Source organism: Nesterenkonia aurantiaca (assembly GCF_004364585.1).
GTDB lineage: Bacteria > Actinomycetota > Actinomycetes > Actinomycetales > Micrococcaceae > Nesterenkonia > Nesterenkonia aurantiaca.
In genome coordinates this window covers 159,207-174,561 of record NZ_SOAN01000001.1, presented here as the reverse complement: position 1 = coordinate 174,561, position 15,355 = coordinate 159,207, and the positions used below count along the sequence as shown (strand labels likewise).

12 protein-coding genes are annotated in these 15,355 nt (G+C 70.0%); 10 read left to right on the top strand and 2 right to left on the bottom strand.

Annotation, left to right across the window (positions count from 1 at the left end; translation table 11 throughout):
* Nucleotides 1-39: 39 nt before the first annotated feature.
* The 5 genes from pucL (at nt 40) to EV640_RS00705 (ending at nt 4,978) form a co-directional block, all read left to right on the top strand.
* A complete protein-coding gene (gene pucL, locus EV640_RS00725; protein WP_133725485.1) occupies nt 40-978 on the top strand; it encodes a factor-independent urate hydroxylase in 939 nt (312 codons plus the stop codon).
* A 156-nt stretch (nt 979-1,134) separates the two neighbouring features.
* A complete protein-coding gene (locus EV640_RS00720) occupies nt 1,135-2,577 on the top strand; it encodes a uracil-xanthine permease family protein (protein WP_133725484.1) in 1,443 nt (480 codons plus the stop codon).
* Nucleotides 2,574-4,007, top strand: coding sequence for an allantoinase AllB (gene allB / locus EV640_RS00715; protein ID WP_133725483.1), 1,434 nt, complete (start codon nt 2,574-2,576; stop codon nt 4,005-4,007). The genes EV640_RS00720 and allB overlap by 4 nt, the downstream gene beginning before the upstream one ends.
* Nucleotides 4,008-4,014: 7 nt before the next feature.
* Nucleotides 4,015-4,320, top strand: a complete 306-nt coding sequence (locus EV640_RS00710; protein ID WP_051500933.1) for a helix-turn-helix domain-containing protein — start codon at nt 4,015-4,017, stop codon at nt 4,318-4,320.
* 40 nt (nt 4,321-4,360) lie between these two features.
* The gene (locus EV640_RS00705) at nt 4,361-4,978 is read left to right on the top strand and encodes a nucleotidyltransferase family protein (protein ID WP_166645828.1); all 618 of its coding nucleotides are present in this window, start codon (nt 4,361-4,363) and stop codon (nt 4,976-4,978) included.
* Here EV640_RS00705 and EV640_RS00700 read toward each other — a convergent pair.
* Both EV640_RS00700 and EV640_RS00695 read right to left on the bottom strand, forming a co-directional pair.
* On the bottom strand, nt 4,936-9,054 hold the full coding sequence (locus EV640_RS00700) for a molybdopterin cofactor-binding domain-containing protein (RefSeq protein WP_133725481.1): 4,119 nt from the start codon (nt 9,052-9,054) through the stop codon (nt 4,936-4,938). The genes EV640_RS00705 and EV640_RS00700 overlap by 43 nt on opposite strands.
* A 3-nt stretch (nt 9,055-9,057) precedes the next feature.
* On the bottom strand, nt 9,058-10,101 hold the full coding sequence (locus EV640_RS00695) for an XdhC family protein (protein ID WP_166645827.1): 1,044 nt from the start codon (nt 10,099-10,101) through the stop codon (nt 9,058-9,060).
* 179 nt (nt 10,102-10,280) lie between these two features.
* On the opposite strand from EV640_RS00695, the gene EV640_RS00690 reads away from it, so the two are divergent.
* From EV640_RS00690 to EV640_RS00670, 5 genes are all read left to right on the top strand, one after another.
* The gene (locus tag EV640_RS00690; RefSeq protein WP_133725479.1) at nt 10,281-11,690 is read left to right on the top strand and encodes an amidohydrolase family protein; all 1,410 of its coding nucleotides are present in this window, start codon (nt 10,281-10,283) and stop codon (nt 11,688-11,690) included.
* A 90-nt stretch (nt 11,691-11,780) separates the two neighbouring features.
* Nucleotides 11,781-12,836 (top strand): ABC transporter substrate-binding protein, encoded by a 1,056-nt coding sequence (locus EV640_RS00685; RefSeq protein ID WP_133725478.1) that lies wholly within the window; start codon nt 11,781-11,783, stop codon nt 12,834-12,836.
* A gap of 9 nt (nt 12,837-12,845) precedes the next feature.
* The gene (locus tag EV640_RS00680) at nt 12,846-13,724 is read left to right on the top strand and encodes an ABC transporter ATP-binding protein (protein ID WP_235180949.1); all 879 of its coding nucleotides are present in this window, start codon (nt 12,846-12,848) and stop codon (nt 13,722-13,724) included.
* On the top strand, nt 13,721-14,506 hold the full coding sequence (locus EV640_RS00675; RefSeq protein ID WP_036474317.1) for an ABC transporter permease: 786 nt from the start codon (nt 13,721-13,723) through the stop codon (nt 14,504-14,506). The genes EV640_RS00680 and EV640_RS00675 overlap by 4 nt, the downstream gene beginning before the upstream one ends.
* A complete protein-coding gene (locus EV640_RS00670; RefSeq protein ID WP_243832173.1) occupies nt 14,506-15,342 on the top strand; it encodes an ABC transporter permease in 837 nt (278 codons plus the stop codon). Before EV640_RS00675 ends, EV640_RS00670 begins: the two co-directional genes overlap by 1 nt.
* Nucleotides 15,343-15,355 lie beyond the last annotated feature (13 nt).

Here is a 15,355-nt window from a genome sequence, read left to right as displayed (position 1 = left end):
TCGCCACAACCTCCGCGCCCCCAGAAACAGGAGCACCCCATGAGCAGTTCCGACGTCGTCCTCGGTCCGAACCAATACGGCAAGGCCGAGGTCCGGGTGGTCCGGGTCAACCGGGAGACCCCGGTCCATAGGCTCATGGACCTCAATGTGAGCTCGCTGCTGCGCGGGGACTTCACCGACTGCTACCGCAGCGGAGACAACTCCAGGGTCATCGCCACCGATACCCAGAAGAACACGGTCTACGCCTTCGCCAAGGAGCACGGGATCTCCACCCCCGAGGAGTTCCTGCTCCTGCTGGGCCGGCACTTCACCGCGCAGGACGAGGTCAGCGGGGGCCGCTGGACCGCGGAGTCCTACCCCTGGGAACGGATCCAGGTGCCCGGACCCGAAGGTGAGCCGCGCGCCCATGAGCATTCCTTCGTGAAGTCCAAGCAGGAGATCCGCACCGCCGCGCTCACCGTCCAGGACGGGGTGGAGCACCTGCTGGGCGGGTTCAGCGATCTCACCGTGCTCAAGACCACCGGCAGCGAATTCTCCGGATTTCCCCGAGACCGGTACACCACCCTTCCGGAGACCCAAGACCGGATCATGGCCACTGACATCACCGCCCGCTGGCTCTTCGCTGCGGACCCCGGCGCCCAGGGAGGCGCTGCGGAGACCGACTTCGACGCGGTCTACGCCACGGTCAAGCAGCTGGTGCTGGAGCAGTTCGCGCTGGTGCATTCGCTGTCCCTGCAACAGACCCTCTACGCCGCCGGTGAGGCGGTGCTCGGCGCCGTGCCCGAGATCGAGGACATCCGCTTCGTGATGCCCAACAATCACCACTATGTGGTGGACCTGAGCCGATTCGGCCTGGAGAACCCGAACGAGGTCTTCCAGGCCGGGGACCGGCCCTATGGTCTGATGAATGCCTCCGTGACCCGCCGCGGCGCCCCCTCCCGGCCGCATGCCTGGGAGTGGCTGGGCGGCTTCTGCTGACCACCTGTGCGGGGTACGAGAAACAGGTGTTCCGTGGTGCATGAAACGCGGAACGCATGTTTCTTATGGCGGTAATCGCTCGGAAACACCGCCCTAACAACGGACTCATACCGTGGGAGCAACCAGCCGGTTTCACCGTGACAGGAAGTTGCTCCCATGACTGCCGAGACCACCGCCGCCCGCACCTCCGAGCAGGCGCAGGCCTCCCCGGCGGAGCCTGACGCCGCGCACGCAGGGTCGGCGACGCGCAGCCCGGTGGATCAGATGCCGCCGCTGCGTCGGGCGTTCCCGCTCGCCATCCAGCATCTGCTGGCGATGTTCGTCGGCAACGCGGCGCCTCCGCTGATCGTGGCCACCGCCATCGGCATGGCGGCCGGCGAAACCACCCTGATGGTGCAGCTGGCGATGATCGTCTCCGGTGTGACCACACTGCTGCAGACCCTCGGCGCGGGGCCGATCGGGTCTCGGTTGCCGGTGATGCAGGGCACCAGCTTCGCCTTCCTCGCGGTGGCGATCCCGATCGCCCAGGAGTTCGGCATCGCCGCGGTCTTCGGCGGGGCCTTCGTGGCCGGGTTCGTCCAGGTGATCTTCGGCGGGGCGCTGCACTGGATCTCCCGGCTCTTCCCGCCGCTGGTCTGCGGGGTCATCATCTTGATCATCGGGATTAAGCTCATGCCCACCGCGATCGACTACGCCGCCGGCGGGGCCCCCGCCCAGGCCGCGGGTGACTACGGGGCGCTGTTCCACTTCGGCATCGCCGCCCTGGTGATCGCCGTGACCGTGGCATGCAACCAGTTCGGCCGCGGCTTCCTCTCGGTGGCCTCCGTGCTGATCGGTCTCCTCGTCGGCTACGCCGTGGCGGCCGCCTTCGGCATGGTGAGCCTGCAGGCCGTGGCCGAGGCCGACTGGATCTTCGCCCCGACGCCGCTGCACTTCGGCTTGGACTTCACCAGCGCCGCCATCATCGCGATCACCATCATCGCGCTGGCCTCCTCGATGGAGTCCATCGGGGACCTCACCGCGGTCTCGCGCACCGCGATCGGCAAGTCCCCGACCTCGCGCCAGCTCAGCGGCGGTGTCATGGCCGATGGCATCGGCACCTCGCTGGGCGCGCTCTTCGGCGCCATGCCCAACACCACGTTCAGCCAGAACACCGGGGTCGTGGTGCTCAGCGGGGTGGTCAGCCGGTTCGTCGTCGCACTGGCCGGCGGCATCCTGCTGCTGGCCGGCTTCGTGCCGAAGTTCGCCGCCTTCTTCAGCACCATCCCCTACGCCGTGCTCGGCGGTGCGGTGCTGGTGATGTTCTCGATGGTCGCCTCCGCAGGCATCCAGGTGATCGGCAGCGAGGTGCTCAACCGCCGCGCCATGCTGATCGTCGCGGTCTCCCTCGGGCTCGGCATCGGCTTCTCCTTCGCCCCGGAGGAGGTGACCGCCGCCTTCTCCGCCGACATCGCGCTGCTGCTGTCCTCCGGGATCGTGCCGGCGATGCTCAGCGCGGTGGTGCTGAACGCTGTGCTGCCGAAACAGGCCCCGGCGGGTCGAGACCCCGCCGCAGGCACCTCGGCAGACCCCGCCGCAGAAGCGGAGCCGAGCCGATGATCCTGCGCCACCTCATCGCCGAGCAGGTCCTGCTCGAGGGCGAATTCGCCCCGGCCCACCTGGAGATCCTCGGGGGAGAGATCGTCCGAATCCACCGACTCAGCGCGGGGGAGGGGCGACGTCGCGCGGAGATCGTCAAGGCCAGCGACGTCGGCGCCGGTGCGGGGATGACCGTGGTCGACCCCCGACATCAGGTGCTGCCCGGCAACGTCGACACCCACGTGCACATCAACGAACCCGGCCGGACCAGCTGGGAGGGCTTCGCCACCGGAACCATGGCCGCGGCGCTGGGCGGGGTCACCGCAGTGGTCGACATGCCGCTGAACTCCATCCCACCCACCGTGGACGTGGAGTCGCTGCGGATCAAGCAGCGGGCCGCCGCCGGTCAGACCTTCGTCGACGTCGGCTTCTGGGGCGGCATCGTCCCGGGCAACACCGCGCAGCTGCGCTCGCTCTGGGAGGCCGGGGTCTTCGGCTTCAAATGCTTCCTGCTCCCCTCGGGGGTGGACGAGTTTCCTCCGGTCAACGCCTCCCAGCTGCGCGAAGCGATGACCGAGGTCGCCAGCTTCGACGGGCTGGTGATCGTCCACGCCGAGGATGCCGAGACCATCGAGCGGGCCACCGAGCTCACCGGAGGACGACGCCGGCTCAGCCACTACGCGGACTGGGCCCAGACCCGGCCCCACGACGCCGAGGTCGCGGCGGTCAGCGACCTGATCGAAGCGGTGCGCGAGACCGGCTGCCGCACCCACATCCTGCACCTGGCCTCGGCCCGTGCCCTGGACATCATCGCGCAGGCCCGCGATGAGGGCCTCCCGCTGACCGTGGAGACCTGCCCGCACTACCTCTGCTTCGACGCCGAGGTGATTCCGGACGGTGCGGCGGAGTTCAAATGCTGCCCGCCGATCCGTGACCGCGGCAACCGCGAGGCGCTCTGGGAGGGACTGCGCGAGGGCATCATCGACGCCGTGGTCAGCGATCACTCGCCCTCCACCGCGGAGGAGAAGCGCCGCGGGGCACCTGATCTGCAACAGGCCTGGGGTGGAATCTCCGGACTGCAGGTGGGATTCTCCGCCGTGGCCCACGAGGCCCGGCTGCGCGGCATCGGGATCGAGACGGTCAGCGCCTGGATGGCCACCAACACCGCGCTGCTGGCCGGGCTGCCCCGGAAGGGAAGCATCACACTGGGCAGGGACGCGGACCTGGTCATCTATGACCCGAGGCCGACGAACCTGACCTCCGCCGCAGGTCTGGCCCATAAGAACCCGATCTCGGCCTATGACCACTATGAGATCACCGGCGCCGTGGTCGGCGCGGTGCTGCGCGGCACCCCGCTCTACACCGCCCAGGACACCACCAGCGCACTGGCCCCGGTGGGCGGGTTCCTGCAGGGACTGGGCAGCCCCGAACTCAGCACCCTCAGGCGCTGAGCCAAGCATGGATGAGCAGAAGGAGCAGACCGTGGTCGCAGCGACCGGCACAGCCGCGCCGAGCTCAGCCCCGCGTGCCCCAGGGGTGCAGTCAGTGGATCGGGCGCTGGACATCCTCGAGGTCATCAACGCTCATGGCGGGCAGCTGAGTCTCAGCGAGCTCGCCGAGGAGACCGGACTGCCCGCGCCGACCGCACATCGGCTGCTGCGCACGATGATTGCCAAGGGATACGTCCGGCAGCTCGCAAACCGCAGCTATGGCCTGGGCGAGAAGCTGATCCTGCTCGGCAGGGCCGCTTCGGCGCGCGCCTGAGCCAGGAAGGCGCCGAGATGCAGGAACTGCCATGCCCTACGTGACCGAGAAACCTGACGCGACCGTGATCCTCGCCGCCGGCGCCGGCACCCGTCTCCACGGGCAGGGCAAGGCGTTGATCCGCGTGGCCGGGGAGACGCTGGCCGCACGGGCCCTGCGCTGCGCCCGAGAGGCCGGGACCTCGCCGCTGCTGGTGCTCGGCCACCGGGCCGGCGAGGTCCGTGCCGCGCTGAGCCAGCATCCTTCCTGGACGGACTCGGAGGTCGTGGACTGCCCCGACTGGGAGCAGGGACTCTCGGTCTCTTTCCGGGCGGGCGTCCGAGCCGCGGCCGAGCGCGGAGCCGGGCGGGTCGCCGTCGTCCTGGTCGACCAGCCCGGCATCAGCTCCACCGCTCTGCGCCGGGTGCTCGAAGCACAGGCTCCGGGGCGCATCGCCCGCGGCGTGCTCGGCGGGACTCCGACCCATCCGGTGGTGTTCGATCTGGACCGGGCGGGGCAGGCCGCCGCGCTCGCCGTCGGAGATGAAGGTGCGCGCGCCTACCTGCGTGCGCACCCGGGGCTGGTGGATGCCATCGACATCAGCGAGGTCGCAGATGCGGCGGATATCGACACCCCTCAGGACCTTCTTGCCTGGTCCACCATCGGCTCACAGGACTGAGCACTCCGCAGCGCCTGCGCGATCCGGTCCTTGCGGAACGGGGTGCGGGTCATTCGCAGCCCGATCGCATCCCGGATCGCATTGCCCAGCGCCGGGGCCACCGGGTTGAACGGGGCCTCGGACATCGACTTCGCGCCCAGCGGGCCGATCGGATCGTGGGTCTTCGCGAAGTACACCTCGGTGCGCGGCACATCGGCCATCTGCGGCACGTGGTAGTTGCGCAGGATGTCGGTGGTGACCTGTCCGGCCGCGTCGATCTCGAGCTCCTCGAACATCGCCGCGCCCAGCGCCTGAGCCACCCCGCCCTCGATCTGTCCGCGGCACTGGGCCTCGTTGAGCACCACCCCGGCGTCGGCGGCGTGGACCGACTGCAGGATGGCCAGGGTGCCGCTGTGCCGGTCCACCGCGATCCGGAACCCCTGCACGTTGAAGGACACCGAGCGCGGCGTCCCGGCCCAGGTGCCCTCGCCGGTCATTCCGACCGGGTCCGCCTCTGGATCGGCCGCGAGCTTGCCCAGCAGGTCCTGCGCGGCGGCGTGGGCCGCCTTCACGCCCACCGTGATCCCGGTGGAGCCGAAGGCGCCGGTGTCGAAGCGCACCGCGTCGGTGTCGGCCTGGATCAGCTGGATCTTCTCCGCGGTGGTGCCCAGCACCTCAGCGACCACCTGCCGGTGCACCGTGGAGGTGCCGTTGCCGAACTCTGCGGTGCCGACCTTGAGCAGGTAGCGCCCCTCGCCCTGGGCGGTGACGGTGACGTGGGAGTGGTGCCCGTTGGGCGGGACGGTGTCGATCATGGCCACGGCCGTGCCTGTGCCCACCGCCCAGTCACCCAGGGCCGCACCCGCCGGTGAGGCGGCAGGCCTGGAGTCCGCGCCGTCGCCGAACCCGCCGTGGCGCTCCTCGCTGAGCAGCCGCTCGCACTGGGCCTGCTCGGCGGCGGTGAGCTCCCCGGTGCGCAGCCGGTCCCCGATGATCTGCAGGCACTGCTGCAGCCCGTCGACGTCGGCGGCCACATCATCATGCTCGGCGCCGAAGAGCAGCTCCCCGGGGGCCACGATGTTCGCGGCCTTGAAGCGCAACGGATCCTCTCCGAGCCGGCGGGCCAGCTCGTCCATGGCGGAGTCCACCGCGAAGGTGGTCTGGCTCAGCCCATAGCCGCGGAACGCCCCGGCCGGAGGGTTGTTGGTGTAGACGACCTCGGCGTGGACCTGCTTATGCGGAGCCGAATAGAGCTGCATCGACTCGGTGATGCTGTGGAACATCACCCCGGGCCCGTGGTTGCCGTAGGCCCCGGTGTCGGAGAGCACCTGCAGCGCCAGCGCCTCGAGCCGACCCGTCGCGGAGGCACTCACCGAGACCTGCATCTGGAACGGGTGCCGGGTGGTGGTCGCGGCCAGCGCCTCGGAGCGAGTCAGCTCCAGCTGCACCGGGCGGGTGATTCCGCGGGCCGCCAAGGTGCGCAGGGCCAGCAGCACCAGGTCCTCGGTGAGCACCTCCTGCTTGGAGCCGAAGCCACCCCCGACCCGGGGCGCGAACACCCGCACCGCCTCCGGGGCGAGCCCGAAGACCCGGCAGAGCGTGCGCCGGACCAGGAACGGGACCTGGGTGGAGGACCGGAGCGTGTAGCGGCCGAGCTCATCGATCCAGCCCAACGCACCGTGGGTCTCCAGGGCCACATGGGAGGTCCGATGGGTCTCGAAGCTCGCCGAATACTCGGCGCCTCCCGGGGAGTCGGAGCCCGGGGCGGCGGACCCAGCCGGCACAGCTGACCCGGTCGGGCCGGCTGATCCGGCTGCCCCGGAATCCTCAGCCGGCTGGGAGAGCTCCTGGGCGGCCTGGCCCTGTGAGCTGGAGGCCACCGCGATCAGGTTCTTCTGCGGGAACAGGATCCGGTGGGTGGCGGAGTCCTTGTCCCCGTGGATCGCCGGAGCGGAGTCCGCCTGGGCCTGGCGGGGGTCGAGCACCGTCGGGAGCAGCTCGTAGTCGACCTCGACCAGGGCGACGGCGCGCTCGGCCTGCCGACGCGTCTCCGCGACTACGACGGCGACCCGCTGCCCCACGTGCCGGACCACGTCGTCGAGGACTCGGGTGTCCGCGGGGTCGTCCTCCACCAGCTCATGCTGTGCCGAGGAGTAGAGCTCGGCGGGGGCGTCTGCGTGGGTGAGCACCGCGAGCACCCCGGGGGAGGCAAGCGCTGCGGCGGAGTTGATGCCGCGGATGTATGCGTGGGCGTGGGGGGAGCGGATCACCACCAGGTGCAGCGGCGGCTCCTGGGGGCGCTCGCCGGCCTCGTCGAAGGTGTAGGCCGCGGTGCCGGTGACCACGGCGGGTCCCGCCGGAGGCACCGGGCTGCTGCCGGGAGCGGAGTCGGTGCTGACCCGTGGGGTCTTGGTCAGCGCGTCCTTGATCGAGCAGTAGCCGCTGCACCGGCAGAGATTGCCCTTGAATCGGCGCAGCGTGTCCGGGTCCTCGGGATCGGTCTGCGCCCCGGTGGCCGGGGAGTAGGGGCTCTGCGCCGTGGCGGTCATCAGGAATCCGGGGGTGCAGTAGCCGCACTGGAACCCGTGGGCCTCGAGGAAGTCGCGCTGGGTGGGGTGCAGTGCGGCGTGCAGGGCCTCGGGGTCCTCGGCATCTCCGCCGGCCTGGACTCGCGCGACAGCCTCAGGACTCAGGCCCTGTACGGTCGTGACTTCTGATCCGGCGACACGTTCTGCCGAGATGATGCAGCTGTGCACGGCGGTGGGTGTCTCGCCGGGCCGGCCCAGGTGCACCGTGCAGGCGCCGCAGTCTCCGGCGTCGCAGCCGCGCTTGACTCCTGCCGAGCCGGCGTCGCGCAGGAAGGTGCGCAGGCACTGGCCCGGGGCAGGGTCCAGGGTGAGCTGCCTGCCGTCCACGGAGACCTGTGGCGGGCTGGTGTCAGCAGTGTCAGCAGTTTCAGTAGTGTCGGAGAAGTTGATGGGGTCGGTGGCGCGAGTGGCGTCGGTGGGGTCAGCGAGGTCGGCGGAGGAGGTCGCGGTGGAGCCAGCCGGCAGGGTCGAGGTGGGCTCGGGCAGTCGCGCTGTGGCGGACCCGCCGAACTCGGGGGAGCTGCCCACGCAGGGGAGGGCGCGCAGCTCCTGGCACAGCTCGGCGGCCAGTCGGATGGTGGACTCGATCCGCCAGTCGCGATCACCGTGCACGTCGTCGTTCCACAGCGATGCGGGGATCTGGGTGCGGATCACCTCGGCCACGTCGTCCTCGGCGTGCAGCTGCAGGATCATCGGACGCACGGTGCTCGCGGTGACGGTCAGCCGGACAGCGCCTGAGGCGCGGCCGGGGACCGGGGAGGCCAGCAGCAGGGTGGCGGAGCGTCCGTAGCGGGTGAGTGATTCGCGCACCATCAGCGTGGGCCGCGCCAGGGTGCTGGCGGGGACGAAGAAGGCCCGGATCAGCTCGCCCGGGGCCAACCAGGTGTGACCGGTCCTGCGCAGCAGCTCGGAGACCGGGGCGGTGCGCCGGGTGCCGCCGGGGCACAGGATCAGCGCGGTGGCCTCCATCGCGCTCAGCCAGGAGGTCATCGGTCCCGCGGGCAGTGCGGTGACCACGTTGCCGCCCACCGTCGAGGTGTTCCACACCTTCCAGGAGGCCACGAAGCACTCGGCCGCAGGCTCCATCAGGCGCACCCCGGGCAGCTCGGCGAGGCTGACGGTGGGGGCGGCGGAGTCGGCGGGGGCGGTGGATTCGGTGGAGGACGAGCGGGCGGCCAGCTCGGTGGCTGCGGCATGGAACTGCGCGATGGTGCAGGTGGCTGCGATCTCCAGCCCGGTCCAGCCTGCCACGCCGGCATCCACGGCATCCACGGCATCCACGGCATCCACGGCCGCCCCGGTCGCGTCGGGCGATTCATCGCCGCCGTCGTGCCAGGTCAGCGGGGCCCATCCGGCCGCGGTGATGTCCAGCAGCCGGCGCGGCGCCGGATTGGTGAAGTCATAGCCGTAGGAGTAGAGCACGGTGCCCCCGGCCAGCCAGGAGTCGCCCGGAGCGAAGACGTCCGGGTCGGTGGTGCGCAGGGTCTGATCAACGCTGGTGATGTCCACGTGTCACACTGCCATCTCTTCGAGGAGGCTCACGCTGTGTGGCCGCAAGGTGTTGATCGCTCCGCTGCCCCGGGTCAGGGGTGCGGCGCTGGCGGGTGCGTTCTTGGCCGCGATGAGCTGGGCCATCATCGACACCGCCGTCTCAGGGGCGGTCTGCGCGCCGAGGTCCAGGCCCAGCGGAGCGACCACTCGGTCTCGGGCGGCCTGGCTGTGGCCCAGCTCGGCCAGGGCGGCATCCCGGCGCCGGGCCGAGCTGCGTGATCCCATGGCCCCGATGAAGCAGCGGGCTGCGTCGTCGGCCCGCTGGGCCTGCCAGCGCAGGGCCGTGTCCAGCACCGGCACGTCGAGGTCGGGGTGGTGGGTCATCACGCAGATCCCGGTCCAGGAGTCTTGATCCCAGTCCTGGTCCAGGTCCTGGTCGAGCAGCTCGGTGATCACGCTGGCCGGGTGGCCCAGGTGCAGCGTGGCACCGGCGGGGACGCGCTCGTTCGTGGCGAAGGCGGGGCGCAGGTCGACCAGCTCCACGCGCCAGCCGGCCTGCAGGCCCAGCTGGGCCAGGTGGAAGGAGAAGTCATGGACCCCGCTCAGGATCAGCCGCGGGGCGCCCGCGCGGTGCTCCGTCACGGTGAACCGCGCACCATCGCGGTCCTGGAGCTCTCGGGTCAGGGTCGCGGGGGTGCGTGGATCCTGGCCCGCGAGCGCTCGGAGGGCCCCCAGGTCCGCGGTGGCCAGCGGCTGGATCAGCACCTCGATCTCACCGCCGCAGGTCAGGGCGACGCCGAGGCCTGCAACGCCGAAGGGGGTGCCGTCGGGCCCGAAGAATTCCCGGCGGACCCCGCCTGCGGCGAGCGCATCCTGGGCGGAGACCGCCACTGCCGATTCCACGCAGCCTCCGGAGAGCGACCCGATGATCCGCAGGTCGGCGGAGACCGCCATGGAGGTGCCGACCGGGCTCGGCGAGGAACCGCGGACCGAAACGATCGTTGCCACCGCCCAGTTCTCGGGGTCCTGGAGACAGTCCAGATAGGAGCTGAGGCGATCAAGCATGGGGTCTGCTCCTCCGGTGGCCAGCGATGCGGAAAGGGACGTGGGATCGGCCTCCAGCATAGGCACGTGCGGGTTACGGGGCCGTTACAGGATCGGCATTTACATGCCCGTAACCGGGCAGGATGAAGGAAGAAACATCCGTTTCATAGGTTGGGGCCAATCTACTTTCAGGAGGACGGATGCCCCCGGCCCAGACGCGCGTCGACACGCTGATCACCAACGCCTATATCGTGCTCGAGGCCTCAGGCGCCGGCACCGATGCCCAGCAGCAGGCGCTGGCGGCAGGCCGAGAGATCGACGACGGCTGGATCGCGCTGGACGCTGGCCGGGTGCACAGCGCGGGGCCCTCCACGCTCCCGGCACCCGCGGCGGCTCGGGTGATCGACGCCGGAGGCCGGCTGGTGACCCCGGGCCTGGTGAACACCCATCACCACATGTACCAGAACCTGACCCGGGCCTTCGCCCCGGCGATCAACGGGACGCTCTTCGCGTGGCTGAGCACGCTCTACCCGCGCTGGGCGGCGCTGGATGAGGAGTCCACCTACCTCTCCACCTATGTGGCCTGCGCGGAGCTGCTGCTCAGCGGCTGCACCACCTCCTCGGACCACATGTACGTCCACCCCAGGCCGAATCTGATCGACGCCCAGATCAAGGCCACCACCGAGATCGGGTTCCGGTTCATGGCGAACCGCGGCTCGATGACCCGCTCGGTCAAGGACGGCGGGCTGCCACCGGAGTCGGTGGTCCAGGACGAGGAGACCATCCTGAGCGACTCCGAACGGCTGATCTCCAGCTTCCACGACCCGGCCCCCGGTGCGATGACACGGGTAGCGCTGGCACCGTGTTCGATGTTCTCGGTGAGCGAGTCGATCATGCGGGCCACCGCCGAGCTGGCCGAGAAGCACGATGTGCGGCTGCACACCCATCTGGCCGAGGATAAGGACGAGGACACCTACGCGCTGGAGGTCTATGGTCGGCGTCCGGTGGAGTACTTCGAGGACGTCGGCTGGGCCACGCCGCGCTCCTGGGTGGCGCACTACGTCTACGGCAGCGCCGAGGAGAACCAGCGGCTCGCCGCCGCGGGGGTCAGCGCGACCCAGTGCCCCAGCTCCAACATGATCCTCGCCGGAGACACCGCCGATGCCCAGGCGCTGCGCTCACTGGGCATGCCGGTGGGCATCGGCTGTGACGGATCGGCCTCCTCGGACTCGGCCAATCTCTGGATGGAGACCCGCGGCGCGATGCTGCTCGCCCGCTACCGCAACGGCCCCGCGGCGATGTCCGCCCGCGAGGCCCTCTCCATGGCCACCGCCGGGTCTGCCGCGAACCTCGGCTGGTCCGAGGAGATCGGCCACCTGCACCCCGGCGCCTGCGCCGACCTGGTCATCTGGGAATCCGCACCGCTGTCCCAGGCAGGGGCGCTCACCGACCCGGTGGAGGGCTGGCTGCGCTCCGGGCCCGCCCGCGGCTGGTACGTGCTGGTCGCCGGCACCCCGCTCATCGAGTCCGGAGAGCTGACGCTGCGCGAGCTCGCCGACGTGCTTCCCCGCCACGCGGCCGCCGCCGCTGCGATGCAGGGCCTGAACTGACCACCCGCCCCCGATGCCGCTGCTTGACCCCACGGCTGCTTGAACCGACTGCTGCCCGACCCCACCGCACCCTTGATGAAGGAGAATCCCATGAAGAACCGCACCCACCACCGCCGACTCCGGCTCAGCGCCTTCTCCGCCGTGGGCCTGCTGGCCCTGACCTCCTGCGGAGGCGAGGACTCCGCCGCCGCAGAAGACGGTGAGGATGCCAGCTATGGAGACATCAGCATCGCGCTGTCCTGGATCGAGAATGCCGAGTTCGCCGGAGAGTTCTTCGCCCAGGAGAACGGATACTACGAGGAGGCAGGGTTCGAGACGGTCGAATTCATCCCCGGCCCCGGCCCGATCGAGAACATGGTCGCCTCGGGGGAGGCCACCTTCGGGACCTCGAACGCCGTGGCCACCGGAGAGATCATCGCGCAGGAGGATGCGCCGCTGAAGATCGTGGGCGCGAAGTATCAGCGCAACCCGTTCACCATCCTCTCGCTCTCCGACGAGGGGGACATCGCCTCCCCCTCAGACCTGGTGGGCAAGACCATCGGCGTGCAGGCCGGCGGCAACGAGGCGCTCTTCGAAGCGCTGTTGGAGGTCAACGACATCGACCCCGAGTCGGTGGAGATGGTCCCGGTGGAGTACGACCCCGCCCCGTTGATCGACGGGGAGGTGGACGGCTTCTTCGCCTATGTGATCAACGAGTCCATCACCGTGGAGCTGATGGGGCACGAGGTCACCGACCTGATGCTCAGCGAGAACGGTCTGCCTTTCGTCGCCGAGGCCTTCATCACCTCCGAGCAGATGATCGAGGAGGAGCCCGAGCTGATCAAGTCCTTCCTGGAGGCCGAGGCCCAGGGCTGGCAGGACGCGGTGAGCGACCCGGAGGAGGGCGCGCGGCTTGCGGTGGAGGTCTACGGCGAGCACCTGGACCTGGAGATGGACAAGGAGCTGCGCCAGGCAGAGATCCAGGTGGATCTGGTGGTGACCGACGAGGTCCGCGAGAACGGACTGTTCACCATCTCTGAGGATCTGCAGGGCGAAAGCGTGGACAGCTTGGAGCGTGCCGGCGTCGAGGTCACCGCCGAGGAGCTCTTCGACCTCTCGCTGCTCGAGGAGAAGCCCGAGCTCGGCGAGATCCCCGACGGAGCGTGAGCTGAGGCCATGATGACCGCATCGCAGCGGCAGGAATCCTTGGCCGGTGGCGCCAGGAGCGCCGAACAGCCCGGTGCCGGACCGGGGAGCTCCCCGTCCGGCACCGGGCTCCGGATCGAGGGACTGACCAAATCATTCAAGCTCGGCGGCGGCGAGACGCTCACCGCGCTTCAGGACGTGTCCCTGCACACCGACCGGGGCAGCTTCCTCTCACTGCTGGGACCCTCGGGCTGCGGGAAGTCCACCGTGCTCCGGGTCCTGGCCGGGCTGGAGGACCCGACCTCGGGGACCGCGCTGGTCGACGGCAAGACCCCGGCCCAGCTGCGCAGCGACAGCGAACTGGGCATCGCCTTCCAGGATGCGGCGCTGCTGCCCTGGCGCAGCGTGGCGTCGAACATCCGGCTGCCCTTCGAGGTCTCCGGGCAGAAGCCCGACGACGCGCTGGTCTCCGAGCTGATCAACCTGGTCGGGCTCAACGGCTTTGAGAAGGCCAAGCCGGGCCAGCTCTCCGGGGGCATGAGGCAGCGTGTCTCCATCGCCCGGGCCCTGGTGGTCCAGCCCTCGGTGCTGCTGCTCGACGAGCCCTTCGGCGCGCTGGATGACATGACCCGGCAGCGGCTGAACGACGAGCTGCTGCGGATCTGGACCGAGAAGCCGGCCACCACCCTGATGGTCACCCACGGCATCGCCGAGGCGATCTATCTCTCCGACAAGGTGGCCGTGATGAGCGCCCGCCCCGGTCGGATCGCCGAGGTGATCGACGTGGACCTGCCGCGACCGCGCACCCCCTCGATGATGCGCACGCCTGAGTTCCACGCCCTGCATGACCAGGCCTCTGAGCTGCTCTTCGGATCTGCGGAGAACTCGGGCGGAGGCCGGTCAGGATGAACACCGAGATCGACCGACGCCGGGCCGCGCTCTACAGCCTCGCCGGACTGGGCGCGGTGATCCTGCTGTGGTGGGCCGCGGCGCTGACCGTGCTCTCCGAGGCCCGGGTCCCGTCCCCGGCGGGGGTGATCCAGGCGCTGATCCGCGACGGATTCGGGTTCTACTGGGGACACTTCTCGGTGACCATCCAGGAGGCCGCCATCGGCTTCTTCTGGGGCAACCTGATCGCGATCCTGCTCGCCTCGGTGGTGCTGGTGCTGCCCTGGACCGAACGGCTGATCACCCAGATCGCGGTGATCAGCTACTGCATCCCGATCGTCGCGGTCGCCCCGGTGCTCTACATCGTGATCGGCGCCCCGGCCACCGGGGAGCCCTCCGGCACCGCGGTGGCGCTGGCGGTGCTCGCGGTCTTCTTCACCACCGTGGTGGGCACGCTGCTGGGGCTGAAGTCTGCAGACCCGGCCAGCCTCGACGTGGTCACCGTCTACGGCGGGTCCCGGCTCACCCAACTGCGCAAGGTACGGCTCATCGCGGCGCTTCCGGCGATCCTGAACGCGCTGCAGATCGCAGCCCCGGCCGCGCTGCTCGGCGCGATCCTGGGCGAATACGTCGGCGGCGTCCGGCAGGGCGTCGGTCTGGCGCTGATCATCGCCCAGCAGAACCTGGACGTGGAACGCGCCTGGGCCATCGGCCTGCTCTGCGCGGCGGTGGCGGGCGGCGCCTACGCGCTCTTCGGTCTGATCGGAAAGGTGGCAGCACCATGGTCGAAGGGAACAGTGTGATGAGCGCAGCCCCAGTGGTGGAGGCCTCCCGCGGGGTCCGCGCAGGATCCCTCACCCGCACCGCGCTGAGCACGCTCGGCAACACCGCGATCATGCTCACCGTGATCCTGGTGCTCTGGGTCGGTCTGCTCCGGGTCTTCGAGGTCTCCGACTTCGTCGGCAAGGGTCCGCTGGACGTCTACGAGCACCTGTTCCTCGAGGACGACGCCGCCGCGATCCGCGCCGAGATGTGGGGCCTCGCCGCGGTCACCGTGCGCGACGCCGCCATCGGCTTCACCGCCGGGATGATCGCCGCCGTGGTGATCGCGGTGGGGATCGTGATGAGCCGGGTGGTGGAATCGGCGGTGATGCCGTTGGCGATGATCGTGCGCTCGGTGCCGCTGGTCGCACTGGCGCCGCTGATCATCCTGGCGCTGGGCCGCGGCACCGCCGTGGTCGCCGCCATGGGCGGGATCGTGGTGCTCTTCCCGGCGCTGGTCACCATCGTGTTCGGGCTGCGCTCGGTCACACCCCAGATCCGCGACGTGGTCACCGTCTACGGCGGGTCCACCTGGGACATCCTGCTCAGGGTCGCGGCACCCTCGGCGCTGCCGGCGTTCTTCTCCGCGGTGCGGATCTCGGTGCCCGGGGCCTTCACCGGGGCGCTGTTGGCCCAATGGCTGGCCACCGGAGAGGGGATCGGGTATGCCGTGGTCTCCGCGGTCAGCCGCTCGCAGAACACCCGGGTGTGGGCGCTGGTCGTGGTGATCACGCTGGTTTCCCTGGTGCTCTACATGGTGGCGCAGCTGGTGGAGAACCTGGTGCTGCAGCACTACGACATGGCTAAGGACGGCTGAGCTGTACTGCGCG